The organism is Lactobacillus amylolyticus, from assembly GCF_003999355.1.
GTDB lineage: Bacteria > Bacillota > Bacilli > Lactobacillales > Lactobacillaceae > Lactobacillus > Lactobacillus amylolyticus.
The window spans coordinates 974822-999043 of record NZ_CP031835.1 but is presented as its reverse complement, the minus strand read 5'-3'; the positions used below and the strand labels follow the sequence as shown (position 1 = coordinate 999043).

At 38.2% G+C, this 24222-nt stretch carries 23 protein-coding genes and 1 pseudogene; 15 read left to right on the top strand and 9 right to left on the bottom strand.

Translation table 11 applies throughout. The features are described 5' to 3' along the window. Positions 1 to 3 precede the first annotated feature (3 nt). Positions 4 to 537 carry a GtrA family protein gene (locus D0Z64_RS05055; RefSeq protein ID WP_127345833.1) on the bottom strand — a complete coding sequence of 178 codons (534 nt, stop codon included), beginning with the start codon at positions 535 to 537 and terminating at the stop codon, positions 4 to 6. Between the two features lie 4 nt (positions 538 to 541). Next, a complete protein-coding gene (locus tag D0Z64_RS05050; RefSeq protein WP_040457417.1) occupies positions 542 to 988 on the bottom strand; it encodes a flavodoxin in 447 nt (148 codons plus the stop codon). 134 nt (positions 989 to 1122) lie between these two features. Between D0Z64_RS05050 and map the strand changes: the two genes are divergently transcribed. The 6 genes from map to D0Z64_RS05020 all read left to right on the top strand — a co-directional run bounded on the left by map (position 1123) and on the right by D0Z64_RS05020 (position 7431). Then, complete coding sequence (gene map / locus D0Z64_RS05045; protein ID WP_006352681.1) at positions 1123 to 1950, top strand: type I methionyl aminopeptidase; 828 nt, start codon at positions 1123 to 1125, stop codon at positions 1948 to 1950. Between the two features lie 9 nt (positions 1951 to 1959). After that, complete coding sequence (locus D0Z64_RS05040; RefSeq protein WP_127345703.1) at positions 1960 to 2877, top strand: YihY/virulence factor BrkB family protein; 918 nt, start codon at positions 1960 to 1962, stop codon at positions 2875 to 2877. Between the two features lie 16 nt (positions 2878 to 2893). After that, positions 2894 to 3787 carry a UTP--glucose-1-phosphate uridylyltransferase GalU gene (galU, locus tag D0Z64_RS05035; protein WP_127345702.1) on the top strand — a complete coding sequence of 298 codons (894 nt, stop codon included), beginning with the start codon at positions 2894 to 2896 and terminating at the stop codon, positions 3785 to 3787. A 106-nt stretch (positions 3788 to 3893) separates the two neighbouring features. Continuing rightward, complete coding sequence (locus tag D0Z64_RS05030) at positions 3894 to 5054, top strand: thiolase family protein (protein ID WP_127345701.1); 1161 nt, start codon at positions 3894 to 3896, stop codon at positions 5052 to 5054. Next, a complete protein-coding gene (locus D0Z64_RS05025) occupies positions 5054 to 6262 on the top strand; it encodes a hydroxymethylglutaryl-CoA reductase, degradative (RefSeq protein ID WP_127345700.1) in 1209 nt (402 codons plus the stop codon). Before D0Z64_RS05030 ends, D0Z64_RS05025 begins: the two co-directional genes overlap by 1 nt. Before the next feature lie 5 nt (positions 6263 to 6267). Next, complete coding sequence (locus D0Z64_RS05020; protein ID WP_006352676.1) at positions 6268 to 7431, top strand: hydroxymethylglutaryl-CoA synthase; 1164 nt, start codon at positions 6268 to 6270, stop codon at positions 7429 to 7431. 55 nt (positions 7432 to 7486) lie between these two features. On the opposite strand, the pseudogene yjeM reads toward D0Z64_RS05020, so the two are convergent. Together yjeM and D0Z64_RS05010 are read right to left on the bottom strand one after the other, a co-directional pair. After that, positions 7487 to 8853, bottom strand: a pseudogene (gene yjeM / locus D0Z64_RS05015) (glutamate/gamma-aminobutyrate family transporter YjeM). A 111-nt stretch (positions 8854 to 8964) separates the two neighbouring features. After that, on the bottom strand, positions 8965 to 9249 hold the full coding sequence (locus D0Z64_RS05010; protein ID WP_127345699.1) for a hypothetical protein: 285 nt from the start codon (positions 9247 to 9249) through the stop codon (positions 8965 to 8967). 72 nt (positions 9250 to 9321) lie between these two features. Here D0Z64_RS05010 and D0Z64_RS05005 point away from each other — a divergent pair, with 72 nt between their 5' ends. After that, positions 9322 to 10272: an alpha/beta hydrolase gene (locus D0Z64_RS05005; RefSeq protein ID WP_040457415.1), complete on the top strand. Its 951-nt coding sequence runs from the start codon at positions 9322 to 9324 to the stop codon at positions 10270 to 10272. 381 nt (positions 10273 to 10653) lie between these two features. Here the strand turns inward: D0Z64_RS05005 and rlmD are convergent, their stop codons facing one another. Continuing rightward, positions 10654 to 12039, bottom strand: a complete 1386-nt coding sequence (rlmD, locus tag D0Z64_RS05000; protein WP_006352671.1) for a 23S rRNA (uracil(1939)-C(5))-methyltransferase RlmD — start codon at positions 12037 to 12039, stop codon at positions 10654 to 10656. A gap of 134 nt (positions 12040 to 12173) precedes the next feature. Between rlmD and recX the strand changes: the two genes are divergently transcribed. After that, positions 12174 to 12989, top strand: coding sequence for a recombination regulator RecX (recX, locus tag D0Z64_RS04995; RefSeq protein WP_040457413.1), 816 nt, complete (start codon positions 12174 to 12176; stop codon positions 12987 to 12989). 9 nt (positions 12990 to 12998) lie between these two features. Next, on the top strand, positions 12999 to 13475 hold the full coding sequence (locus D0Z64_RS04990; RefSeq protein WP_080881593.1) for a hypothetical protein: 477 nt from the start codon (positions 12999 to 13001) through the stop codon (positions 13473 to 13475). 37 nt (positions 13476 to 13512) lie between these two features. Here the strand turns inward: D0Z64_RS04990 and D0Z64_RS04985 are convergent, their stop codons facing one another. Continuing rightward, positions 13513 to 13974, bottom strand: coding sequence for a hypothetical protein (locus tag D0Z64_RS04985; protein WP_127345698.1), 462 nt, complete (start codon positions 13972 to 13974; stop codon positions 13513 to 13515). Positions 13975 to 14076: 102 nt separating this feature from the next. Between D0Z64_RS04985 and D0Z64_RS04980 the strand changes: the two genes are divergently transcribed. Together D0Z64_RS04980 and D0Z64_RS04975 are read left to right on the top strand one after the other, a co-directional pair. Continuing rightward, positions 14077 to 14949, top strand: coding sequence for a hemolysin family protein (locus D0Z64_RS04980; RefSeq protein ID WP_127345697.1), 873 nt, complete (start codon positions 14077 to 14079; stop codon positions 14947 to 14949). Further along, positions 14949 to 16520 (top strand): peptide chain release factor 3, encoded by a 1572-nt coding sequence (locus D0Z64_RS04975; protein ID WP_127345696.1) that lies wholly within the window; start codon positions 14949 to 14951, stop codon positions 16518 to 16520. Before D0Z64_RS04980 ends, D0Z64_RS04975 begins: the two co-directional genes overlap by 1 nt. A 41-nt stretch (positions 16521 to 16561) precedes the next feature. Here D0Z64_RS04975 and D0Z64_RS04970 read toward each other — a convergent pair whose 3' ends face one another. The 3 genes from D0Z64_RS04970 to D0Z64_RS04960 form a co-directional block, all read right to left on the bottom strand. Then, positions 16562 to 16843 carry a DUF1827 family protein gene (locus D0Z64_RS04970; RefSeq protein WP_080881590.1) on the bottom strand — a complete coding sequence of 94 codons (282 nt, stop codon included), beginning with the start codon at positions 16841 to 16843 and terminating at the stop codon, positions 16562 to 16564. 64 nt (positions 16844 to 16907) lie between these two features. Further along, entirely contained in the window at positions 16908 to 18617 is a 1710-nt protein-coding gene (locus D0Z64_RS04965) for an IS1182 family transposase (protein ID WP_127345695.1), read from the bottom strand. A 163-nt stretch (positions 18618 to 18780) separates the two neighbouring features. Further along, a complete protein-coding gene (locus D0Z64_RS04960; RefSeq protein WP_127345694.1) occupies positions 18781 to 20994 on the bottom strand; it encodes an ATP-dependent Clp protease ATP-binding subunit in 2214 nt (737 codons plus the stop codon). A gap of 224 nt (positions 20995 to 21218) precedes the next feature. Here D0Z64_RS04960 and D0Z64_RS04955 point away from each other — a divergent pair, with 224 nt between their 5' ends. From D0Z64_RS04955 to spxA, 4 genes are all read left to right on the top strand, one after another. After that, complete coding sequence (locus tag D0Z64_RS04955) at positions 21219 to 21401, top strand: hypothetical protein (protein ID WP_006352663.1); 183 nt, start codon at positions 21219 to 21221, stop codon at positions 21399 to 21401. Between the two features lie 113 nt (positions 21402 to 21514). Next, complete coding sequence (locus D0Z64_RS04950) at positions 21515 to 21781, top strand: phosphocarrier protein HPr (protein WP_127345693.1); 267 nt, start codon at positions 21515 to 21517, stop codon at positions 21779 to 21781. Continuing rightward, positions 21781 to 23514 carry a phosphoenolpyruvate--protein phosphotransferase gene (ptsP, locus tag D0Z64_RS04945; RefSeq protein ID WP_127345692.1) on the top strand — a complete coding sequence of 578 codons (1734 nt, stop codon included), beginning with the start codon at positions 21781 to 21783 and terminating at the stop codon, positions 23512 to 23514. The genes D0Z64_RS04950 and ptsP overlap by 1 nt, the downstream gene beginning before the upstream one ends. A gap of 249 nt (positions 23515 to 23763) precedes the next feature. Next, positions 23764 to 24162 carry a transcriptional regulator SpxA gene (gene spxA / locus D0Z64_RS04940; protein WP_040457408.1) on the top strand — a complete coding sequence of 133 codons (399 nt, stop codon included), beginning with the start codon at positions 23764 to 23766 and terminating at the stop codon, positions 24160 to 24162. Positions 24163 to 24222 lie beyond the last annotated feature (60 nt).

Sequence of the window (24222 nt, the reverse complement as noted above, 5' to 3'; positions counted from 1 at the left end):
TGATTACTCATTGCTTTTTTTGTGTTCATGTTTTTCTTTTTGTTGTTCCAGCCGAATTTTTGCTCGTTCAATCATTTTATGTTCTTGCTTTTGGAAGACTGATCTGGTCGTCAGATAGTTGAAAATTCCGACTAAAATTTGATCAATAATTTTGACAAGCAAGGCATTAAGATGGAGCCATGAAAGACCAACCAACATAATCAATGTATCTGGAATCAGTGAAATGATTCTATAAGTAAAAAAGGCTACTAGTTTATGCCAAGTTGAATGTTCATGGTCGACATTGTTGATAAAGACAGCTTTTTGATTAAAGTAAAAAGAAGCCAAATTAGAAACGATGAAAGCAATCGTGTTGGAAATCACCACGGCACTGTGCCACCACTGATGCAAGATCATGAAGGCCACAGTATTGATTAGAGCCGCGACAAAACCGAAAAGCATGTAAACACATAAATTTCTATGACGTCTCATTAGCTTTTGCCCCAAATGACGAATATTTTTTTCGTCGCTAACCACAGCCCGTTTATTTTGCTGCATATTTTTATCCATTTAGTTTTTCATTCATTTCCTTTGCGGCTTGATCGATTAACGCAATATCGTCATCATCTGGAGCATTTTCAATGGTTACCGGTGCTGTGATTTCTTTGGCGCCGCACTTTTTAAATGCTTTTTCGAAGTCAAAAACATTTTCACAGAAGTGTTCACCATAGGTTTTGTCTCCTGAACCCATCACCGCAAAAGCTTTGCCGTTTAAATCAATATCTTTCAGTTGGTCGTAAAAGTCAGCCAAATCATCGGTCATCGTGCCTTCGCCGTAAGTGTAGGTAATGAAAATGCATAAATCTGCATCCTCATATTCACTTGCATCCGCAAAACTGACGTCGCTTGAGTCTGTTTCAAAGCCATAGTCTTGTAAATCTTCTTCAAGCATGTCAGCTATATCTTCGTCATTACCAGTCAGGCTGGCATAAACAATTTTGGCTTTCATGATAACTCTACCTTTCATGCGTCTCATATATAACCTTTATTATACATAATTTCTGATAATTATCGTAATCCTTTAGCAAACTTTTAAAAAACGCTATAATAAAAATAACTATTTTTTGATGAGGAGAGAATATTTTGATAACGATAAAATCTGTTCGTGAATTGCAAGGAATGCAAAAGTCCGGCCGACTTCTTGCATCAATGTTTGAAGGCTTGCGTGATGTAATTAAACCAGGTATTTCAACTTGGGATATTGAAGAATGGTGCCAAAAATACGTTAAATCAAAGGGTGGCCGTCTTTCAGAACAAGGTTTCGAAGGCTATAAATATGGTACCTGCATCTCAGTTAATGATGAAGTTGCACACCAAACTCCAAGAAAAGATCGCATTTTAAATGAAGGCGACATTGTTAAGGTTGACGTAACTTGCAACCTTAATGGCTATGAAACTGATTCATGTACTACTTATCCTGTAGGCAAAATTTCAAAAGAAGATCAAGATTTGATCGAAACTACCAGAAAAGCAATGTATCTCGGGATTGATCAAGCTGTTCTTGGCAACAGAATTGGTGATATCGGCCATGCTATTCAAACTTTTGTTGAAGATGAGCATCATTATGGTGACGTTCGCGAATTAGTTGGTCATGGCATTCAACCATCTATTCATGAAGATCCTGAAGTTCCACACTGGGGGAAAGCCGGTCATGGTCTTCGCCTGCGTGAGGGCATGACTATTACATGTGAACCAATGGTTGAAGCAGGCGGCGATTGGCATATTGATCAAAGAACTGTTGATGATCCAAATGATGATTGGGTTTACTATGCTACTTCAGATGGTTCAAAAGCTGCCCAATTTGAACACACTTTTGCAATTACCAAAGATGGTCCTAAGATTTTGACTTTGCAAAAGCCATATGATGGTTATGAAAAATACTTGCCTCATTTTGATGAGATGGATGACTAAGGTAGATGGATGAATACTTCTGTCAGGCGCTTTAGAGAGCAAGCAGGTTCTTTTTATAAAAAGTTGTCTTCAGTGCTTGCTGAAGGTGAAATTTTTCAAAGTTCAATTGTAATTGCCTATTATATTTTGTTTTCAATCTTTCCAATCATAATTATTGTTGGGAATGTTCTGCCACTATTTCATATCAATACAGAGCCAATTGCAGACTATTTGGACCTTATTTTTCCGGATCAGGTTTCCAAATATATCATGCCAATTATTAACACTTTACTGAAAAATAATTCGACCGGATATATTTCATTCGGTATTATTTTGGCCATTTGGTCTTTCTCGAACATGGTAAATGCAATTAGAGTTGGAATGAACCGACTCTATGGCGTTCATGCAGTTGAGTTAAAATTATCCTTTCTGAATTTTTTGTGGACAAGGTCATTTACTATTCTTTTGACGGCGCTCATGATTATTGTCTTTACGGCAATTGCTTTAGTAATGATTTTTGGTCAGCAAGTATTGGAGTTCTTGCGTCCAATTATGTCCATTTCAGTTGGAGAGATTAAAAAGATATTTAGTTATCGCTATCCGGTCATCATTCTGATGATGGTAGTTGCGGTAGCTTATCTTAATTATGTTTTGCCGAATATTAAGCTGCGGAAAAGAATTATTTGGCCTGGCGTAATTTTTACGGTTCTTAGCTGGTCAGCACTGTCTTATTTGTTTGGCTTTTATTTGCATCATTTTCCTATCAGTTGGGAAAACTATGGCATTATTGGAACCTTTATTATTTTCATGTTGTGGCTGAACATTATTTCTTTGCTTTTCTTATTTGGAACAAGCATTAACGCGACAATCACTAGAATCAAATATGGTGATTTAGAATATTCATCAGGTCGAATTGCTTCTTACATTCAGCAAAAACGTCATCAATAATAGAAAGTGTGTATTTATGAAAGTTAGAAAAGCAGTTATTCCAGCTGCAGGTCTTGGCACCCGTTTTTTACCAGCAACTAAGGCAATGCCAAAAGAAATGCTGCCAATTGTTGATAAGCCTACGATTCAATTTATCGTTGAGGAAGCCAAAAAATCAGGTATCGAAGATATTTTAATCGTAACTGGCAAAAATAAGCGTTCAATTGAGGATCATTTTGATTCCAACCCAGAACTTGAGCAGGACTTAGCCAAAACAGGTAAAAATAAACTCCTTAAGTTAACGCAAGATATTACCGATTTGGGTGTTAATTTGTACTTTACTCGGCAACCACATCCAAATGGCTTAGGAGATGCTATTTTAAAGGCCCGCAGCTTCGTTGGGGATGAGCCTTTTGCTGTTGTTATGCTTGGCGACGACTTAATGGATGACAAAGAACCATTAACCAAACAATTGATTGATCGTTATGATAAAACCCACGCATCAACAATTGCCGTTATGAAAGTGCCGCATGAAGAAGTGTCTAAATATGGTGTCATTGAACCTTCTGATGAAATTGAACCAGGCTTAATCAACGTTAAAGCATTTGTGGAAAAGCCAGATGTGGATAAAGCGCCAAGCGATTATGCAATTATCGGCCGTTATTTGCTGACGCCAGAGATTTTTGATATTTTAGCTCATCAAAAACCAGGTCGTGGCGGCGAAATCCAATTAACTGATGCGATCGATACTATGAACAAAACCCAAAGAGTATTTGCTCACGTCTTTAAGGGTGAGCGTCATGATGTTGGTAACAAGGAAGGTTACCTTGAAACTTCAATTGAATATGGTTTGCATCATCCTAGGACAAAAGATGAATTGCGCGAATACATTATCAATTTAGGCAAGAAATTGGCTGCTGAAAAGAAATAATTTGAAGAATTAATAAAACTCAGACAATCATGCCTGAGTTTTTTCTTGGTTTTATTTATAATATATGAGGTATATATAAAAACAGCTAAAGGGGAAATAATTTTAGATGAGAGATATTTATATTGTTGCAGCCAAAAGAACGCCTTTTGGTCGTTATAAGGGCTTTTTTAAAGATCAAACTGCCGTTGATCTCGGCGTAATGGCCCTAAAAGGGACTTTAAAAGCGATTGATCTGGATCCGGCTGAAGTTGAAGCTGTCTTCATGGGAAACGTCATAGCAGCCGGTTTAGGCGAAAATATGGCGCGGCAAGTAGCACTTAATTCAGGTTTGCCTGAATCTACGGTTGCAACAACTGTTAATGACGTCTGTGGCTCGAGTTTAAAAGCAGTTCGTCTAGCTCAAGGACAGATGATGATGGGCGATCTGGATTTGGTAGCCGTTGGTGGTGCTGAAAGCATGACCAATGCACCGTATGTACTTGACAAAAAAGATAAAGAAAATCCAAGCGGTCATTTAAGAAATACTCTGTTTACCGATGCTTTGATTGATGCTTTTTCCGGGCAACACATGGGTGTCACGGCGGAAAACGTTGCTGAGAAGTATCATATTTCTAAAGAAGAAATGGACCGTTTTAGTGTTGAATCTCATAGAAAAGCCGTCAAGGCGGTTGAAGAAAATGCGTTTGCGGATGAAATATTGCCAATTACGCTTAATGGCGAGACTTTAGCTCAAGATGAGAGCATTCGTCCGGATACAAGTATGTCTGCCTTAGCTAAGCTGAAAACCGTATTTAAAGAAGGCGGCAAAGTGACAGCGGGCAACGCTTCACCTTTAAATGATGGCGCAAGCATGTTGATTTTAGCTACTAAAGAAAAATGCGACCAATTAGGTCTAAAGCCACTTGCTAAACTTGGAGACTTCGCAGAAGCTGGATTTGATCCAAGTTTAATGGGCTATACGCCATATTTCGCCGTTAAAAAATTGCTAAAAAAGGCTAAAACACAAATTAATGACTATGATGCCTTTGAAGTTAATGAGGCTTTTGCGGCACAAGCTGTCGCTCTTAAACGCGACTTGCATATCCCGGCTGATAAGCTGAATATCTTAGGTGGAGCAATTGCCTTAGGCCATCCCTTGGGAGCAACGGGAACCCGTCTAATTACAACGGCAATCAGCGACTTAAAAAAGGTAAACGGGCAAAAGGCATTAGCCACTCTATGTATCGGTGGTGGACAGGCAATTGCCTATGAAATCGAGCGCGTATAATGAAATTTTATCAACTTAGTCCTGAACAAAGAAGAGAAAAACTGCTTGCTGCTGGCATCAAGTTAGATGCAATTGATCATGCAGTATTGTCGCGGCTGGATAAATTAAGTGAAAATGTCATTGGCCAGTTGCGTTTGCCGGTTGGCCTTGTTCAAAAGGCAATTGTCAATCAGCAAAAATATGTGGTACCAATGGCAACAGAGGAGCCATCTGTGGTTGCAGCTGCCAATCATGGCATGAGTATTTTTGCTAAAAATGGTGGCGTCATAGCTGATAGCAAACGGAACGGGATTTTTGGTCAAATCGTTCTAAAGATTAATAAACACTTTAGTTTAGAAATGCTAAAAACAACCTTCCCCGATTTGATTAAAAAAGCCAATCAGCAATTCAACTCCTTGGTTAAGCATGGCGGCGGTCTAAAGAAAATCCAGGCCGAAGTCAAGCAGGACCTTCTTTATCTAAAAGTATTGGTTGATCCTGCAGAGGCGATGGGTGCCAATAAAACAAATTCGATTTTAGAATATTTGGCGGCTGAACTAGAAAACTATGCTGGCATTGATGAAAAAATGTTTGCAATCTTATCCAATTATCCAAGTCAATTGACAACGGCTAAAATCGCATTAGATCCAGCCAGCGTTGGTGGACTTGAAGTTGCCCAAAGAATTGCTTTGCTCAGTCAGATTGCTCATGATAATCCTTATCGGGCTGTGACCAATAATAAAGGAATTATGAATGGCGTTGATGCGGTCCTGCTGGCAACAGGCAACGACTATCGCGCCGTTGAAGCGGCTTGTGGTGTTCTAGCTAATCAGGATGGACAATATCGCAGCTTGTCAAAGTGGACCGTTGCAGATAACAAGCTCTGCGGAGAAGTAACTCTGCCTTTAGCAATTGGCACGGTAGGCGGCTCCATTTCGGCTCGTGAAGATGTTCAGCAGGTTTATCGAATTTTGGGTAAAGTTGATACTAAGACTCTAGCCGAAATTATTGCCAGTGTTGGTTTAGCGAACAATTTGGCGGCAATTTTGGCAATTTCGACCAGTGGTATTCAAGCGGGACATATGAAATTGCAAGCACGTAACCTTGTTGCCACTTTAAAGGCGAATGACGAAGAAAAAAAGCAGGTTCTGAAATTGATGCGCAAAGCAAAAAAATATTCAATGAAAGATGCAGAGGTTTTTTTAAAAGAAGTAAGAGGAGAAAAATAAGTTTTATGCAAGTAGGAATTGATAAAATTGGCTTTTTTACGCCGAATAAGTATGTGGACATGGTAGATTTGGCAAATGCCAGAAATGAAGATCCCAATAAATATCTAATTGGAATTGGCCAAAGAAAAATGAGCGTTGCCGACCAAACTCAAGATGCTGTGTCAATGGGAATTAACGCCACCTTGCGTTATTGGAACAAGATCGAGCAGGATAAAGTTGGTTTGCTTGTTTTTGGAACGGAAAGCAGTGTTGATCAATCAAAATCTGCTTCTTTATTTGTTAAAACTGCTCTTAAAATGAAGCCAGAAGTAAGAACTTTTGAAGTTAAGGAAGCTTGTTTTGGTCTAACAGCAGCCTTGATGATTGCGCGCGACTTTGTTCGTGTTCACCCTGAGCAGACTGCGATCGTGATCGGCAGTGATATTGCCCGTTATGGGATTAAAACTCCAGGAGAAGTAACCCAAGGTGCCGGTGCAATTTCGATGCTGATTAAGAGTGAACCTAAGATTTTAGCCTTAAACGATGGTCATAGTGCATATAGTCAAGATATTAACGACTTCTGGCGGCCAAATGATCATTCTACCGCCTTAGTTGAAGGCAAATATTCGACGCAAGTTTATTTGGATTTCTTTAAAAAGACGTTTGATGCTTATAAAGAAGAAAAGGGCTGGAATACGCAAGACTTTTCCGCTATTATTTATCATTTGCCTTTTACTAAGCAGGGATTGAAAGCTAACCGAATTGCCATTGAAGATCAAGATGAAAGAACGGCTGAAAGATTAATGACCAATTTTGATGCTTCTAAGCAATTTAGCATGCAAGTGGGGAATATTTATACAGCATCTCTTTATATGAGTTTGCTTAGTTTGCTTGAAAATGCTGAATTGTCTCACAACGCATTAATTGGATTATTCTCATATGGGTCTGGTGCGATGGCTGAATTCTATTCTGGCAATGTAATTGATAATTATCAAAGACAATTGGATCCAGAAGGCGATCAGGCTTTGCTTGATCGCAGAAGCAAGTTGAGCATCGCTGAATATGAAAAGATTTTCAATGAAGCCTTGGAATTGCCCGCAGATGGCCAAGAATTAGTAAGCGATGATGAAGCTGGATACTGGTATTTTGCTCGTACGCAGAACCATGTTCGAATTTACAAGCAGAAATAGAAAAAATAAGACAAAAAATTGCAGTTGCTAATTAAAGCAGCTGCAATTTTTTATTTTATTCATCAATATGATTTCTTCTTCTGGAAACTTCATAGAAGATCCAAGCAATTAGTGCAAAGAAGACAGGACCAAAGCCGGTCCAGAATGCAGTAGCGTAATTTCCTTCAAGGATTGGCTCTACGATCGTGAAGACAATTCCCGTACATACAATAATTTCAACAAAGACAACTAACGCAACAGTCCACTTGTAATTGGTGAAGACTTCTGAATTTGCGTGGGTAGTCCTTCTTTAAGAAGAATGGGAAAGCACCAATCAAGAAAATATAAGGTGCAGTAGCTGCGACATTGCCCATATCAGTTAAAACTTGATAGAAGCTGGCTGCAGCAGAGCCACCAAAGGAGACGACACCAATTAATAAACAAACGAAAATGCTTTGAGCCCACATTGCATTTGCAGGTACGCCATGTTTGTTCAATTTGGTTGTGGCTTTAGGCCACAATTTAGGGTTTGAGCCCATGATGAAGGACTTAACAGGTGAGTAGAGCAAGACGAAGAAGGCTCCCATCATGCCCATCAATCCGGATAAAGCAATAGCTCTGGTGAAAACTTGACCGATGATTAATGATGCGTGCGGGTCAAGGTTCAACGCATGACCTAATTTGCGACCTAAAGTACCATACACAATATAGGTGATGTTACCAGTATTTGCATTTCCATGAAGAATATCTTGTTGATAATTGACTGAAAAGCCGGTCATAAAGATCATCAAGACATAAGAAATAATGGTGAACAATGGACCGATGACTAATCCACGTGGGAATTCTTTCTCTGGTTTTTTCATATTGTTGATCACACCGCCGACCGTTTCCATTCCGCCATAAGCAAAGACAGCATAAACGATGAACGAGATAATTGTAATCGGTGTTTGAAAACTCTTGTTAGGAGAAACAATGAAACTAGAATGCCGTGAATCGGTTCAGCTAATTGTCCGCGATTAAGGCATAGGATCAAGATACTGGTCAGAATAAAAATGACATTCATCAGGATCATAAAGATTCCACCGATCGAAGACATGATTTTAATACCTGTCATTCCGCGAGAGCAGAGATAGGTAGATAAAAGCATGAATAAAATAGCTAGCAAGCCAATTAATTGAGTTCCATGCAATCCAAAAATGCTCCAGCTTTGTGTAGTGTCTTTTCCATACCGATAAAGGCCCATTTTTCTCCGATTGAACCGGCTAACCATGAATAAATGCCACCTTGAGCGTCGTGAAAAGCAGAACCATATTCCGCCATCATTAAACCAGCCGGGAAGAAGAAGCAAATGCCAGCTAAGACAAACCAAATAATTCCGGCATAGGTCATCTGCTCATAAGAAACAGAAACATTTCCGAAACCGTAAACGGTCGTAATGATCATTAGAACTAAACTAAAGATCGTTATATTTTTCTGTTGTTTATTATTTTCCAAAACATGCCTACTTTCTAAATAGTTCTAGCATGTTCATTGTATCATTCTATAAAAGCGGTTTCACATTAAAGTAGCAGTTCCTTTTTCAATTGAAATTTGCAAGCCATAAACGGGTAGTTTTTGTCCGTCATTGTCAATTCGTAAAGTGAGTCCGCGTTGATGCATCTTACAAAAGAGCTGCACGATTTGCTTCTTGGTCATGCTACGTTTGCCTGGATTTGCCAAGAATTCATTATGAGCGACAGTTATTTTGCTTAAAGGAAAAGTTTGTTGCTCGATTCTTATATAAAAATGGAGATTTTCATTCAAATTATCAATTAATTCTAGAAAGTTGCTAAAGGTCATAATTGTTCTTTTCTATACGAAATGCTAAGTGCTATACTTGTTGATATTAAGTATTGAATAGAATTAAAGAGGATAGTTATGAAGCACAAAAAGATTTGGCTTTCAATTGCTACTATTATAACAGTAATTTGTCTTGCACTAGTTGGGGCAGGTTTTTATTTTTTCAAGGTTGCCTGTGTTCCTGGTCAAAAAAGTTTTATTGCTGCGAATACGACCCAGATTAAAAAGACAGATCCATTATATAAAGAGAAGAAATGGTATGCCGCAGCTAAAAAGCAAAAATGGTATATGCAGTCGGCTGGTGGCAATTATCGTTTGGATGCTAATTATATTCCCGATGGCAAGTCAAAAAAGACAGTAATTATTTTGCATGGCTATATGAATAATAAGGATACAGTCGGCTCTTACGCTGCTCTTTTTCATAAGTTAGGCTATAATACATTGCAGCCAGATGCTCGTGCACATGGTCAGAGTCAAGGCAAGTATATCGGCTATGGCTGGGTTGAAAAGGCGGACGTTAAAAAGTGGATTAAGAAGATCATCAAAAAGACGAGAGCCAAGCAAATTGTAATTTTTGGCGTCAGCATGGGTGGTGCTACTGCAATGATGACTGCTGGTGAAAAACTGCCGCATCAAGTAAAAGCAATTATTGAAGACTGTGGCTACAGCAATGTTAAGGCTGAGATTGAGCACGAAGCTCAGGACTTATATAGCATGCCGGCAGTTCCGCGTTTTCCATTAGTTGAAATTCTGAGTGGGATCAACCGAATAAAAGTTGGCTACTTTATGGGGGATGCTTCCTCAGTCAATCAGTTGAAGAAAAATAAGCTTCCGACTTTATTTATCCACGGAAATAAAGATACTTTTGTACCGACGAAAATGGTTTATGCAAATTACAAAGCAAGCAACGGCCCTAAAGAATTATGGGTGGTTCCAGGAGCTAAGCATGCAAAATCTTTTGTTACGCATCCTAAGGCCTATTATGAACACGTTAAAAAGTTTCTTGCTAAATATGTTAAATAGCTTGTAAACGTTTACATTTGCGGTATAATAAAAGCGTGGAAGAGGTAGAAATAAAGTTTAACAATATAAGTAAGTTTTTATCTCCAGAAAGAATTGTATTATTGTTGGAAAAATCTCTAATTATAGAGAGGAGTCAAGCTATTATAGATTTACAGATCTGTTCAATGGTGAGACGCGATGATTCCAATTTATAAAAGTTACGTGTTTTACGTAATGACCCGAACAAGTGAACGTTAATGTAGGTCGCGACCAGCCAATGTTTATACGCTTAATAAACATTAGAAAAATCGTGACTATCAATTGATGAGTTTACCTCGTCCACTGCATTAAAAAAACGATTGCCAAAAGACGAAAAGCCCGACAATCGTTTTTTTATTTGTTTTATTTTCTAAGAACCAATTTAACAACACATTCGCAGCGAGGCGTTTGTGGCAGCATGTCTACGTTTTCGATTAAGCGAACATCATAAGATTCAGTCAAAAGAATTAAATCTTGCGCTAAAGTTGATGGGTTGCAGGAAATGTAGACGAAAGTTTGTGGCTTAACGCGTAATAAAGTCTTGATTAAGCTTTTAGCCAGGCCAGTTCTTGGTGGATCCACGATCAAAGCATCGATTGGCAAACCACCTTTTTGCAGTTCAGGCAGAACTTTTTCAACGCTGCCTTGGAAATAATCAGCATTTTTGATGTGGTTGATTTGCACGTTGTGCTTAGCATCTTCTACAGCCTCTGGGATAGTTTCGATGCCAACTACTTGTTTGACCTGATCAGCAGCCAAGATTCCCAATGTACCGACTCCACTATAAGCATCAATTAAAGTTTGATCAGGAGTGAGATCCAAGAATTTTAATGCTTCGGAATAAAGAGTTTCTGTTTGCACAGGATTTAATTGGAAAAATGCTCTTGGTGACAATTCGAATTTTTTACCTAAAATGACTTCAGTAATTTGATTTTTGCCCAAAAGCTTCTCCGTTTTATTACCCCACACTTGTGGATTGCGCCAATCGGTTTCATTTTGATAGACACTGACCACATTAGGCAGATTCATAATCTCTTTTGCTAAGTTCATTAGATTCTTGATCTTATGGCCAACTGTAATTAAAGTTACTTGAATTTCTTTAGTAGCTTCGGATTGACGGACGACAATTGTCTTGATGCCATCTAAATGCTTGCGTCGGTCAGCTATGAAGACGTGGTTTTTCTCAATCAAATGCTTAATGTCGCGTTCCGTTTTTTGCGTACCCTCACTTTGGGTAGGCATAACGGGCAAATCGATTAAACGATGTGAGTTGGGAGCGTATAAGCCCAATTTGTTCTTGCCATGGTCGCGTTCAATTTGATATGAAGCTTTAGCACGATAATGCCATTGATCAGGAGCTGGAATCGTGTTCTTAACCTTATACTTGTCGTAATTGCGAGGGTGAAATTTTCGCAAAGCCTCAATTACATTCGCTTTTTTGAACTCTAATTGCTTGGCATAACTAAGATGAGCTAATTCTAGGCCACCGATTTCTGGATCAACGTCTTTAGGAAAGTCAACCCGATCTGGACTTTTCTCTTTGACCCGTACGAGTTCGCCTTGGATATAATGAGGATATTCTTTAACGATTTTTGCTACAACAACTTCGTTTGGCAAGGCTCCGGGAATAAAGATAATTTTCTTGCGGTAGTACCCAATTCCTTCACCATTGATTCCTAGGCGTTTTATGGTAATGATAACGTCTTTTTCTTTTTCTTGTTTTTTATTTTTTCTGAAATTTTTGCGCATTGCTAATTCTTTCTACAATAAATTATTAATAATTTGGTTTGACTACTATTTTACTCCCTGAAAAAAGTTCTTAGCAAGAAATATTGTTTTCTGCTAAGATTAAAGGCGGAAAAAGAAGTAGAAAGGCTGACAAAATGGCGATAATCACTAAAGTTAGCGTTCAAAGAAGACCGGGACGCTATAATATTTTTTTAGATGGCAAGTATGCTTTTTCAGCTAGTGAGAAGACATTAGCCGAGTTTGTTTTACTCAAGGGCAAGGAACTGAGCGATTCACAAGTTGAAAAAGTAAAGCAGTTTGATGCTGATGCCAAGGCCAGTGATCTGGCGGTTCGTTTTTTGAGCTATGAGCCGCGAACCGTTTATGAAGTTCTGCAGTATTTAGCCAAACACGAAATTTCAAATGAAGCTGCTTCCAATGCAGTTGCAGAATTAACTGAATTGGGCTATTTGGATGATCAGCAGTATGTAGCTTTGTTTTTGAAAAATAATCTGCAGGTTGGTTCAGATGGGCCAAAATCTTTAAAACGAAAATTGGCACAAAAAGGCGTGGATCCAGAAATAGTTCAAAACCAGCTTGATAAGGTTGCTGAAGAAGATTGGCTTGAAATAGCTGAGCGTGTTGTGAAATCAATGCGACATCAGGTGGGAAAATTGTCTGAGCGAGAATTAGAGCTTAAAATTAAAACTAAGCTAATTAGTCATGGCTTTAATGCTGATTTGGCAGCAGGCGTGATTGATCGATTGGATTTGAAGCCTAGTGAAGAAGAGCAAGATGAAGCATTAAAGAAGCAAGGGATTAAGGCCTATAAAAAATTCCGTCGTTTTGATGAGCAAGAACGCAAGTTTAAGATAAAACGTTATCTGTTCAGTCATGGCTTTTGTAGTGGCGAAATCGATGCCTTCTTAAATGGTGAAGTTATTGATTTAGACGAATTAGCAGAATATTAAGGAGAAAAAATGGCAAAAAAAGAGATTGAGAGTTTAACTTTTATTGGTCGTCCTTTTCCTTATACAATGATGGATGATCAAAAAACTTTTGGCAAAGTTAACATGCAAATGGAAAACGATGAGGATTTTCAAAAGTTTCTAAAAGAGAATGGCTTTGAAAATCAGCGCTCCAGCATGTTTGTTTTTGGACCGGAAAGCTTCATGTATTGGTATGGAATCGTCACCAATAAAGACATTGAAACTCCAAAAAGCATGATGAAGTATGTTTTGCCTAAAGGTGAAATTGCAGAGGAAGAAAGCGATGCCCAACTGAATTATTTCAGTTTGCCAGCACACTATCTTGTAGAAACTTTCTTTAAGAAGCTGATGAAAGAAAATATTTCCGTTTTCCAAAACCCTGGCGACAGCGATACGCCATATCTTGTTCAAGATCTTAATTTAGATAGCAAAAAATTAAAGCAATTCTGGTATTTATCCGCAAAATAAAAGTCTAGCTCTTGCGGGCTAGACCTTTTTATTATCTTTAATGTTGTTGCGGATCAATCGATAAATTGTCGTATTCAATGTAGGCTCCTAAGCAGGTGGAGACAAACATTACTAGCAAAACAACGCCAGTAGCATTGCCTACGATATCATCAAGCGTGAGGTAATATCTTACTAATGACATTGCACCAAAGCAGAGAACAAAATCCAAAATGACATTTGCAGTTAGTAAAAAGTAGCGCCGGAGGATACTGAAGAAACGTAAAAGCTGTTTTAACAAACCATCGTTGGTTTGCATTGCTAATAAGTCAACCGGTCTTTGAATCGTGGCTTTAATCCCAAACATAACTAATGAACCGACAAAAGCACCGATCAAACTTCTGAATAAATCGCCTGAGTGCAAAACCAGTGCGTTGTAGCCGATTCCGATGATTGTCAGACTGCAGATATATGGAATTAGCAGCAAAAAGAAGAATACTAATAAAACATGACTTTTCTTCATAATATAAACCTCGCTTCTTAATTGCTATTTTAGCATATTAACGGTTGTGCTATGCTATAATATGATTATTTAAAGACAAGTTTTAAAGAAGGAGAGCAAACTATGAGTAGCGACCCCGCAGCGGAAAATTTATTCGATCGCTTAAAGAGTAAATTTTCTAGTGACAAGGGAGAAAATAATAAAGATCATTTAACCAAAGAAGTAGAGCAGCTGCATGATCATCATCAAATTAATGATACTGAATTTTCAATGCTTGAAGGAATTATGAATTTCCAATCAAAAACAGCTCGTGAAGTGATGGTTCCTCGTCCTGATGCATTTATGGTTGATGCCACGATTCCTTTTAGGGATAACTTGGATGAAATTCTGCGACAGCCGTACTCTCGAATCCCAGTTTATCAACAGGATAAAGATAAGGTTATTGGGATAATTCATATTAGAACGGTGCTGCGTGAAGCAAGAAGAAAAGGCTTTGATCATTTGGATTATCAAGACGTCATGTATGAGCCGTTGTTTGCGCCTGAAACTACGGAGCTAGGCGAGTTGCTGGTCGAAATGCAGCAAACCCAGCGCCAATTGGCAATTTTGCTGGATGAATATGGCGGGGTAGTGGGCTTAGCCACGATCGAAGACCTAATTGAAGAAATTGTGGGTGACATTGACGATGAAGTTGATCACGCTGAAATTTTGTTTAACAAATTAAGCACTAACAAGTACGTCATTTATGGCAAGATGCCGCTGGATGATTTTAATGAGCAGTTTGATACTAAGCTTGAGATGACTGACGTTGACACTGTAGCAGGCTATTTAATTACTCGTCTAGGAGTCATTCCTGCAAAAGGTGAGAAGCTCAGTATTACATTGGAGAATGGAATGATTTTGACAACTGGGCGCATGAAGGGCTCAAGATTGTTAACGATTTTATTAACTATTCCAGATCAGAGTGAACAAAAGGAAGAAGACAATAAGGATTAATGGATAAAGAGTTAGAAGATAAAGTTAAGAAGAGAAGAACTTTTGCGATTATTTCCCACCCGGATGCCGGTAAAACAACAATTACCGAACAAATGCTGCTCTTTGGTGGTGTAATTAGAAAGGCCGGTACTGTTAAGGCACGTAAGACCGGTAATTATGCTACTAGTGACTGGATGGAAATTGAAAAGAAGCGTGGGATTTCCGTTACTAGTTCAGTAATGCAATTTGAATACCAAGGCAAGCGGATCAATATTTTGGATACGCCAGGACACCAGGACTTCTCTGAAGATACCTACCGGACCTTGATGGCAGTTGATGCTGCCGTTATGGTAATTGACTCAGCTAAGGGTATCGAGCCACAGACTAAAAAACTGTTTAAAGTTGTTAAACAGCGTGGTATTCCAATTTTTACCTTTATGAACAAGCTCGATCGTGATGGCCGACCACCTTTGGATTTGATCGCTGAACTTGAAGATCTGCTTGGCATCGAAGGAGTAGCAATGAACTGGCCAATCGGCTCAGGACAAACACTTAAGGGCCTTTATGATATCGCTAATAACCGAGTAGAGCTGTATCACAAGGACGGTGCCGATCGTTTTATTGCCCTAGATAAAGATGGAAAATTGCCAGATAGCGAACCATTAAGTCAAGATCAGCAATTCCAAGAAACTTTAGATGAAATTGATTTGATTAAGGAAGCTGGCAATAAGTTCGATCGTGAAAAGATTGCATTAGGCGATCAAACGCCAGTCTTCTTCGGCTCAGCTTTAACTAACTTTGGGGTTGAAACTTTCTTAAACAGTTTCGTAAACTTAGCTCCAGCTCCAGAGAGCCATACGGTAAACGAGGATGAAGAATTAGAACCTGATGATCCACAGTTTTCAGGTTTCGTCTTTAAGATACAGGCTAATATGAATCCGCATCACCGCGATCGAATTGCTTTTGTTCGTGTCGGCAGCGGCGAGTTTAAGAAGGGCTTGGATGTAACTTTAGCTAGAACAGGTAAGCCAATTCGCTTAAATAACGCAACTGAATTCATGTCCAGTGAACGAGTACAAGTTAGTGATGCGGTAGCTGGTGATATTGTTGGTTTATATGACACTGGCAATTTCCAGATTGGCGATAGTATTTATTCTGGAAAGCGTAAAATTGTTTATCCACCATTGCCGGAATTTACACCTGAATTATTCATGCGTGTAACTGCCAAAAACGTGATGAAGCAAAAATCTTTCCACAAAGGGATGAATCAACTGGTTCAAGAAGGAACAATTCAGCTTTATCGTAATTATCAGACGGATGAATATATTCTTGGGGCAGTTGGTCAATTGCAATTTGAAGTTTTTAAATTCAGAATGCAAAATGAATATAATTCTGAAGTTGAAATGACAAGTATTGGTCACCGTGTTGCTCGTTGGATTGATCCGGATCAATTGGATCCATCAATGTCTAACACGCGTAATTTGCTAGTTAAGGACCGATATGGCAATCCTTTATTCCTGTTTGAAAATGAATTTGCCGAAAGATTCTTTAAGGATAAATATCCAGATGTTAAACTAACAGAAAAATTATAGGAAAGAAAAAACCTGGAAGCTCAGCTTCCAGGTTTTTGCATTTATTTATCGATATGAATTTCGATAACATGCCGACTGTTGTCTACGGTTAATGTATAACTGACGTTTGGGTCTTTAACTAACCGATTGATCACAAATTCAACTTCTTTTTCAAGGATGCGACGATCGTGGTTTTCCAAAGCAATACCGATTGAATCTTGGCTCTCTGTGTAGATAACCAAAGTATTTCCTAAAGAGTAAACCTTTACATAAATTGCATCAGTAGTATTAAGCTGACTGTGAACTAATTCTGCATAACTGTTGGTTACATCTATTAAATGCATGGATTTCACCCGTTTCTGTTCAAACTTTCATCATTTATAGTATAAACTAATTTTGATACTTTATTTACAAAAATACATGAAAAAAGTGTCTGGGAAGAAACTCGATTTTTAGCCCGGATATAAAAACACAGAAATTCATTATTTTTAGTGAATTCCTGTGTTTTTTGTTTTTGAAATGAAAATTCGAAGGCTTTACCTTCTTCTTGGCTCCATATTTTTTCAGATTCATCGTCATGAACATGATACCGACATCCGTTTCGACTTTCTTTTTGCCTCTTAAATGCGTTCTGCGCATACCAAATACACTCTTCATGTGCCCAAAAATTGGCTCCACATCTGACTTGCGACAGCCATAGATGCGTTTGCCTTCTTCGCTTTGAAGAGTCTCTTTTGCTTTTTCTTTTAAATACTGCCAGTTAGGATTGTAGTGAATCTGTCTTTGCCGGCCTGTTTTGGTTTTAGCCAATTGGGTCAGTTCTTCAGTTAGCTGGAACTCATCAGCTTCATAAATTTTGAAGTTTCTGACCATGCCAGTAGATCGATCTTTTCTTTGACTATAATATTTGAAGTTGAAGCGGACGCCTGATTTATCTACGTAATAGTCTTCTTCTTCGTTATAGTACCAGTTGTCGACCTTTGATGGATCTTTCTTATATTTTCGCGTTTGTTCTTTTTCGTATTGGGTATACGGAATCTGATAGTTCTTATCTGAATAATTCTCTTCCAGAATCGAGTAATTGTATTCACTGCCATAGCCCGCATCGGCCACAATATTTTGAAACTTATCGAGAATTCCTCTGGACTTCATCTGGTCTAGAAATGGTTCGAATGTTCTAAAGTCAGTCGGATTAGGAAACAGGGCAAAATCAACTACATATTGATTAGTAGTCGCTGCCTGAATATTGTAGCCTGGCTTTAGCTGCCCGTTTTTCATATGATCTTCTTTCATATGCATGAAGGTGGCATCATGATCTGTTTTAGAGTAGCTGTTACGGCCAGCAAAGATCTCTTCAGCTTCTTCGTACTTTTTAGCACGCGGAATAAAATCTTTTCTGAGTTTATGTGCGATCTTCTTTAATTCACGGCGCTTGGCCTTATTTTTTGATCCGCCTGGAATGGCTTTAGGTTCTCGATCAATTTTCTCGGTCAGTTTCTCAACTTCTTTTTCCGTTTCTTGAGCCAGAATCTCTAAGCCTTGACTAGTTTGGGCTTCTTCTTCGGCCATGGCTTTGACTACTTCTTTATTGATCAGTTCTTCATATAAAGCAGACACGTCTTCCTTTAACTTGGCATGATACTTCTCAATAGCTTTTCGCCAGACAAAAGTGTACCTGTTGGCGTCTGCTTCAATCTTAGTGCCATCGATAAAAACTGCATTTTCACGGATTAATCCCTCATCTTCTAATAATGAAGTAAAGTAGACAAAGCACTGCTTAATTACCTTATTGGCATGGTCGCTTGATCTGAAATTATTGATCGTGTGATAAGAAATCTTTCTATTGTCAGCCAAAATCATCATGGGCAGATTCTCTTCTAGCATTCTTTCAATTTTTCTGCCTGAAAAAACTCTTCTAGAATAAGCAAAGAGTAAAATCTTAAGCATCATTGCCGGGTGATATGCAGGTCTGCCTGTATTAGAAGCGGTTTCTAAGATAACTTCGTTAGGAATAGAATCAACGAATTCACTGATAACACTGGCAATGTGATTTGCAGGGATAGAAAAATCTAAATTTAATGATAAAGTAGTTTGTCCTGTGATATAATTTTGGTACATGTTTAAGCCCACTTTCTATTGTTTTTTGTGGTGATTAAATAATATCAAGGAATGGGTTTAAAGTATACAAAAAGAGCGATGACTTCTTATGAAGTTCATCGCTTTTTTCATGGCCTGGAAATTAGTTTTTTCCCAGACACTTTTTACGCGTTAAAGTGCCTTTTTACTTATCTTCGGCAGCTTGATCTTCATCACTGATAACAATCTTGTTGTCTTTGACATCTGCCAAAAGATTCTTGCTGCTTGGATGATCAAGCTTGAAGTCGGCGACATTATCTTCGATTTCTTCTTGGATGGTTCTGCGAAGCGGACGAGCACCCATAGCAGGATTGAAGCCATCGTCAACAAGCTTTTCCTTTGCCTTGTCAGTGACATCGATATGCAAGCCTTGATCCTTAACCATGTTGTTGGTGTTGTTGAGCATCAAGTTGACGATTTTAATCAAGTCCTTCTTAGTTAATTTATTAAATTCAATGACATCATCAAGCCGGTTCAAAAACTCTGGCTTGAAGTATTGCGTCATTGCGCTTCTCGCAGAATCTTGATCTTCATCACTGTTTTCAGCAGCAAAACCAACACTGGCATTACTGATTCCTTGACCAGCATTAGAGGTCATGATGATGATTGTATCTTTAAAGGAAACAGTTCTGCCTTGTGAGTCGGTTAAACGACCATCGTCAAGAATTTGCAAGAAGAGGTTCATGACATCAGGATTTGCCTTTTCAATTTCATCAAGCAAAATCAAGCTATATGGATTGTGTCGAACTTGTTCAGTTAATTGACCAGCTTCTTCGTAGCCTACATAACCAGGAGCTGAACCGATCAATTTAGAAACTGAATATTGTTCCATGTATTCGGACATGTCGAAACGAATCATCGCATCTTCAGAACCAAACATTTGCTTAGCAAGTTGTTTGGCAAGTTCAGTCTTCCCAACACCAGTAGGCCCTACGAAGAGGAAGGATCCGATTGGTCTGCCGGACTTGTTGAAACCAATTCTGTTACGACGAATTGCCCGAGCAACTTGATCAACGGCCTCGTCTTGTCCGATAACTTTACTCTTCAAATCACTGGCCAAGTTTTTCAATTGGTTTTCTTCTTGCTTTTGAATATCGCCAACTGGAATGTTAGTCTTTTCCTCAACAATCTTGTCCATGATCTTATCAGTAATGATAGGAGCTTTATCAGGGTCAACCTTTTGATCCTTCATCTTGTCATACTTTTCGATTTGATCGCGGTAGTAGGCAGCCTTTTCATAATCTTCATTCTTTAAAGCTTCTTGCTTTAATTCTTCTGCTACTTTAATTCTTTCCTTCATCTTATCTTGATCAATGTAAGGAATAGTCAAATTCATTCTTGAACCAGCTTCATCAAGAAGGTCAATGGCTTTGTCTGGCAAGAAACGGTCTTGAATGTAGCGAGCAGAAAGCTTGGTAGCTGCTTCAATGGCCTTATCGGTATATTTAACGTGGTGATAATCTTCGTAGCGCTTTTGAATGCCTTTTAAGATTCTGATCGTTTCATCAATTGAAGGCTCTTTAACTTCTACAGGTTGGAAACGACGTGCCAAAGCAGAATCCTTTTCAATTTCACGGTATTCTTTAATCGTAGTTGCACCAACTAATTGTAGCTCGCCACGAGCTAAAGCTGGCTTAATAATGTTGCCGGCATCCATTCCGCCTTCAGCATTACCTGCACCAACGATTTCATGAATTTCATCAATGAAGAGAATAACATCTTTTCTAGATTGCAATTCTTTAATTAATTGTTCCATTCTTTGTTCGAATTGGCCACGAAAGCCAGTTCCTTGTACCAATGAAACAACATTTAATGAAATAATTTTCTTATCTTGCAATTTAGCAGGGACGGAACCATCAACAATTTGTTGAGCTAATCCTTCAACAACAGCGGTCTTACCGACACCGGCTTCACCAATTAAAACAGGGTTGTTTTTGGTTCTTCTGTTTAAAATCTCAATAACACGTGAAATTTCTTGATCACGTCCGATTACTGGGTCAATTTTTCCTTTTTTAGCAAGGGCAGTAAGATCAGTACCATATTGATCAAGCAGAGAACGACCACCGTTTCCGCCATTTCCACCGCCCATTTGCATTTCGGGCCCTTGATTATTCATATTATTATTGTTTGCGGCATTTGAGTTATTGCCATTAATGGCATTGAATAGGTCATCAAAGTCGCCAAAGAATCCATTATTATAGTTATTCATATTGATATTACCTAAATTACTTAAATTTCTTTGTTCATTTCTTAATTCTTGATAACAGTGTTGACATAAATCAATTTCACGGCTCTGTCCATTTACCTTTGCATAAAGATGGATGGAGGCTGGCCGCTTGTGACAGTTTTGACAAATCAATAATATTACCGCCTTTCGCTTTAAACATACACAAATTTTAAAATTAGCACTCTTTAAAGTCAAGTGCTAAGCATTGCAATCGAATATTAAAAAAAGATAAATATACCTTATTAATGAAGAAAGTGATTTTTACCTGAAAATAGGATTATTGCATTAGTCATTTTGAATGAAGTAGAATAAAAAGGGCGGAAATTATAAACTCAAGATTGAGAGCGGTGATGTAAATGGATTATCAAAAGATTCTTGATCAAATAGTCAGTGGCGAATTGAAAGAATATAAAGTAGAGCCAAAAGATGCTTTCGACTTTCAAGAAGCATTGCGCAACTATGGAAAAAGACAAAATATTACTGGTCGTGCTGAAAGAGGCGGTACAATTATATATACCGCCAACAAGAGCGATGACTAAATAATGTAAACTGTTACATAATTGTTGTGTCAACGGCGAAAAAATGATAACCTATTATGCGGATGGGTATTTATTACCGATTAATTTGTTTAAAATTAAAGGAGATATTCAAAATGGAAAAACGCGATTTTCACATTATTGCAGAAACTGGTATTCACGCACGTCCAGCTACTTTGTTGGTACAAACTGCTTCAAAGTTTGGTTCAGACATTAACTTGGAATACAACGGCAAGTCTGTAAACTTAAAGTCAATCATGGGTGTTATGTCACTTGGTGTTGGTCAAAACGCTGATGTTACTATCACTGCTGAAGGTAACGATGAAAAAGACGCATTAGACGCAATTGCAGATACTATGAAAAAGGAAGGTTTAGCTGAATAATGACCAAGACTTTAAAAGGAATTGCTGCAAGTGACGGTATTGCTGTTGCTCCAGCTTATCTTCTTGTTGAGCCTGATCTTTCATTCGCTAAACATTCAATTAATGATGTTGATTCAGAAATAAGTCGTTACAAGAAGGCTGTTTCTGATTCAACTGCTGAAGTGGAAAAAATCCGTGATGTAGCTAAGAAGAGTTTGGGTGAAGAAGGAGCTCAAGTTTTTGAAGCTCACTTAATGATTTTGAATGACCCAGAATTCACTGGTGCTATTGAAACTGAAATTAAGAACTCCAGCATTAATGCTGAAGCTGCATTGGACAAAACTGCTCAAAAATTTATCAAGATTTTTGAGGGCATGACTGATAACCCTTATATGCAAGAACGTGCTGCCGATGTACGTGATGTTTCAAAGCGTATCATGGCACACCTTCTTGGTAAGAAGTTACCAAACCCTGCTTCAATTGATCACGAAGTAATCGTTGTTGCTCATGACTTGACTCCAAGTGATACTGCACAACTTAACAAGAAATACGTTAAGGGCTTTGTTACTGATGTTGGTGGTCGTACCGCTCACTCAGCAATCATGGCTCGTTCATTGGAATTGCCAGCCGTAGTTGGTACTGGTTCAATTACCAAAGATATTAAGGATGGTCAAAACATGATCGTTGATGGCTTAGACGGTGTTGCAATCGTTGAACCAAGCGATGACCAAGTTGCTGAATACAAGCAAAAAGGTGAAGACTTCCTTAAACAAAAGGCTGAATGGGCTAAATTGAAGGATAAACCTTCAGTTACTGCTGATGGTAAGAAATTTACTATTGCAGCCAACATTGGTACTCCAAATGATATGCCTGGCGTTCATGAAAACGGCGCTGAAGCTGTTGGTTTGTACAGAACTGAATTCTTGTACATGGATTCTTCGGACTTCCCAACCGAAGATAACCAATTTGAAGCTTACAAGGCTGTTATCGAAGGTATGAAGGGCAAGCAAGTTATCATCAGAACTATGGATATTGGTGGTGACAAGCACCTTGATTACTGGGATTTGCCACAAGAAATGAACCCATTCTTAGGCGTTCGTGCTATTAGACTTTCACTTAAGAACGAGAACATTTTCCGTACGCAATTAAGAGCTTTGCTTCGTGCATCTGCTTACGGCAAGTTGGGTATTATGTTCCCAATGATTGGTACCTTAGCAGAATTACGTCAAGCTAAAGGTATTTTGAATGAAGAAAAGGACAAATTGATCAAGAAGGGCGTTAAGATCGGAGACGACTTACAAGTTGGTATGATGATCGAAGTTCCTGCTGCTGCTATTTTGGCTGATCAATTTGCTAAAGAAGTTGATTTCTTCTCAATTGGTACTAACGACCTTATCCAATACACTATGGCTGCTGATCGTGGTAACGATAACGTTTCTTACTTGTACCAACCATACAACCCATCAGTATTACGCTTGATTAAGCACACTATTGATAGTGCCCACGAAAATGGTATTTGGTGTGGTATGTGTGGTGAAGCTGCTGGTGATAACACCATGTTCCCAATTTTGCTTTCAATGGGACTTGATGAATATTCAATGAGTGCAACTTCAATCTTGAGAATCAGAAGCTTAATGAAAAAGTTAAGTACTGCTGATCTTAAGGAATTAGCTAACCAAGCATGTTATGTTTCAGAAACTGCTGAAGATAACGAAAAGTTGGTTAATGACTTTATGGCAAAGCTTAACAAATAAAAAAGCGAAAAGCATTCGAGTATAAAACTCGAATGCTTTTTTAAGCCTTTTTAAGCCTTTTTTAAGCTGCTCTTATATAAAAATTCACACTTTCTTCACGAAATCCAGGTATTCTTAGAACATACAATTGATTAAACATAATTTGTTAAAAATAAATTAATTGTGACTTACAAAAAGAAAGTAATGTGTTATACTTAATAAAACACGAAAAAGCGTATACGATTATTTGTTCTGAGGAGCGTGAAAAAAATGGTAGATTTATATGTATCTCCTAGCTGTACTTCATGTCGTAAAGCAAAGGCTTGGCTTGAGAAGCACAACATTCCATACAAGGAAAGAAATATTTTTTCTGAACCATTAACCAAACGTGAGCTTCTTCAAATCTTGCGCATGACTGAAAATGGAACTGAAGAAATTATTTCGACTCGCTCAAGAGCCTTTCAACAATTGAAAATTAATCTGGATGATTTATCTATTGATAAGTTGCTTGACTTGGTAGAAAAGAATCCAAGTTTATTAAGAAGACCAATTATTATGGATGATCGTCGACTTCAAGTTGGTTACAATGAAGATGAAATTCGTCGTTTCTTGCCTCGTAAGGTTCGTCGTTTAGAACTAGCTGAAGCCCAAAAAATTGCTGATTTATAATTTTTAAGCGCTAGTTTTGATTAACTAACGCTTTTGTTTTATTTAAAAAATATTGTAGTA

What these genes read in the sequence shown, in the direction of transcription:
- recX (WP_040457413.1), top strand. Translation starts at nt 12,174, where the DNA reads ATGGCGATAATCACTAAAGTTAGCGTTCAAAGAAGACCGGGACGCTAT.
- D0Z64_RS04985 (WP_127345698.1), bottom strand. Translation starts at nt 13,974, where the DNA reads ATGAAGAAAAGTCATGTTTTATTAGTATTCTTCTTTTTGCTGCTAATT.
- D0Z64_RS05025 (WP_127345700.1), top strand. Translation starts at nt 5,054, where the DNA reads ATGAAATTTTATCAACTTAGTCCTGAACAAAGAAGAGAAAAACTGCTT.
- D0Z64_RS04990 (WP_080881593.1), top strand. Translation starts at nt 12,999, where the DNA reads ATGGCAAAAAAAGAGATTGAGAGTTTAACTTTTATTGGTCGTCCTTTT.
- D0Z64_RS05020 (WP_006352676.1), top strand. Translation starts at nt 6,268, where the DNA reads ATGCAAGTAGGAATTGATAAAATTGGCTTTTTTACGCCGAATAAGTAT.
- D0Z64_RS04955 (WP_006352663.1), top strand. Translation starts at nt 21,219, where the DNA reads ATGGATTATCAAAAGATTCTTGATCAAATAGTCAGTGGCGAATTGAAA.
- D0Z64_RS05030 (WP_127345701.1), top strand. Translation starts at nt 3,894, where the DNA reads ATGAGAGATATTTATATTGTTGCAGCCAAAAGAACGCCTTTTGGTCGT.
- D0Z64_RS04965 (WP_127345695.1), bottom strand. Translation starts at nt 18,617, where the DNA reads ATGTACCAAAATTATATCACAGGACAAACTACTTTATCATTAAATTTA.
- D0Z64_RS05055 (WP_127345833.1), bottom strand. Translation starts at nt 537, where the DNA reads ATGCAGCAAAATAAACGGGCTGTGGTTAGCGACGAAAAAAATATTCGT.
- D0Z64_RS04975 (WP_127345696.1), top strand. Translation starts at nt 14,949, where the DNA reads ATGGATAAAGAGTTAGAAGATAAAGTTAAGAAGAGAAGAACTTTTGCG.
- D0Z64_RS05050 (WP_040457417.1), bottom strand. Translation starts at nt 988, where the DNA reads ATGAAAGCCAAAATTGTTTATGCCAGCCTGACTGGTAATGACGAAGAT.
- D0Z64_RS04980 (WP_127345697.1), top strand. Translation starts at nt 14,077, where the DNA reads ATGAGTAGCGACCCCGCAGCGGAAAATTTATTCGATCGCTTAAAGAGT.
- D0Z64_RS05040 (WP_127345703.1), top strand. Translation starts at nt 1,960, where the DNA reads ATGAATACTTCTGTCAGGCGCTTTAGAGAGCAAGCAGGTTCTTTTTAT.
- ptsP (WP_127345692.1), top strand. Translation starts at nt 21,781, where the DNA reads ATGACCAAGACTTTAAAAGGAATTGCTGCAAGTGACGGTATTGCTGTT.
- D0Z64_RS04950 (WP_127345693.1), top strand. Translation starts at nt 21,515, where the DNA reads ATGGAAAAACGCGATTTTCACATTATTGCAGAAACTGGTATTCACGCA.
- D0Z64_RS04970 (WP_080881590.1), bottom strand. Translation starts at nt 16,843, where the DNA reads ATGCATTTAATAGATGTAACCAACAGTTATGCAGAATTAGTTCACAGT.
- galU (WP_127345702.1), top strand. Translation starts at nt 2,894, where the DNA reads ATGAAAGTTAGAAAAGCAGTTATTCCAGCTGCAGGTCTTGGCACCCGT.
- spxA (WP_040457408.1), top strand. Translation starts at nt 23,764, where the DNA reads ATGGTAGATTTATATGTATCTCCTAGCTGTACTTCATGTCGTAAAGCA.
- D0Z64_RS05010 (WP_127345699.1), bottom strand. Translation starts at nt 9,249, where the DNA reads ATGACCTTTAGCAACTTTCTAGAATTAATTGATAATTTGAATGAAAAT.
- rlmD (WP_006352671.1), bottom strand. Translation starts at nt 12,039, where the DNA reads ATGCGCAAAAATTTCAGAAAAAATAAAAAACAAGAAAAAGAAAAAGAC.